Origin of the sequence: Vibrio sp. Vb1026 (assembly GCF_033338745.1) — a bacterium.
Taxonomy (GTDB): Bacteria; Pseudomonadota; Gammaproteobacteria; order Enterobacterales; family Vibrionaceae; genus Vibrio; species Vibrio alginolyticus.
Map to the genome: position 1 here is coordinate 1 of NZ_JAWOTH010000164.1, position 1122 is coordinate 1122.

2 protein-coding genes are annotated in these 1122 nt (G+C 49.0%); both read left to right on the forward strand.

All coding sequences use genetic code 11. The features are described from left to right. The coding region (locus R7E47_RS25005; RefSeq protein ID WP_318085480.1) for a D-aminoacyl-tRNA deacylase at nt 1–217 on the forward strand (217 nt) is incomplete at its 5' end. A 108-nt stretch (nt 218–325) separates the two neighbouring features. Further along, the coding region (locus R7E47_RS25010) for a bifunctional GNAT family N-acetyltransferase/hotdog fold thioesterase (RefSeq protein WP_318085482.1) at nt 326–1122 on the forward strand (797 nt) is incomplete at its 3' end.

Consider the following 1122-nt stretch of genomic DNA (forward strand, 5'->3'; position numbering starts at 1 on the left):
TTTGGTGGTGTCTCAATTTACATTACCGGCAGATACCAAGAAAGGCACACGTGCAGGCTTTTCTCGTGGTGCGCATCCAGCCGACGCTGAACGTCTGTATGACTACTTTTCTGACTTGTGTGAGCAGGAATTGCCAACCGAGCGTGGTCGCTTCGCGGCCGATATGAAAGTGTCATTAATTAATGACGGCCCAGGGACTTTTTGGCTACAGGTCTAATCTGGCGTGCATACACCCATGGTCTAAGCTATATACCCAAGTGATTTGATTTTACTTGGGTATTTTCTCCCCAAGATTCTTACTGATTTGCACTTTCAAAGGATTGATATGTTCAAACTCATAACTCCAACAACCGAAAATCAGCTTAACAAGTACTATCAATTTCGTTGGCAAATGCTTCGAGAGCCATGGCGCATGCCAGTAGGCTCTGAACGTGATGAATATGACGTGGTGAGCCACCACCGCATGATTGTGGATAGCCGTGGTCGTCCAATGGCGATCGGACGTTTGTACATTACTCCGGATAACGATGGTCAAATCCGTTATATGGCGGTGAAAGGCAATCGTCGCAGCAAAGGCATGGGCTCACTGGTGTTGGTCGCATTGGAATCGCTTGCGCGCCAAGAAGGTGCGAAACGTTTGGTATGTAATGCCCGTGAAGATGCGATTGCGTTTTATGAAAAAAACGGTTTTGAACGTCGTGGTGAGTTGACCGATGAACGCGGTCCGGTCCGTCACCAACAAATGGTGAAGCCGCTTGATCCGATGGCGAATGTGTTACGTCGCCCAGAATGGTGCACGGAATTGCAGCAGCGCTGGGAAGCGCAGATCCCAATTGCGGACAAAATGGGCATCAAAATCAACCAATACACTGGTTATCAGTTCGAATGCAGTGCCCAGCTCAATCCGAATTTGAACCCGCACAATACCATGTTTGCTGGTTCGGCATTTACGTTGGCAACGCTGACGGGATGGGGAATGACGTGGTTACTGCTCAAAGAGCGCGGTTTGCATGGCGATATTGTTTTGGCAGACAGCTCGATTCGTTATCGTCATCCGGTGGAGCAAAATCCGGTGGCGAGTACCTCGCTTGATGGTATCAGTGGTGATTTGGATCGTTTGGC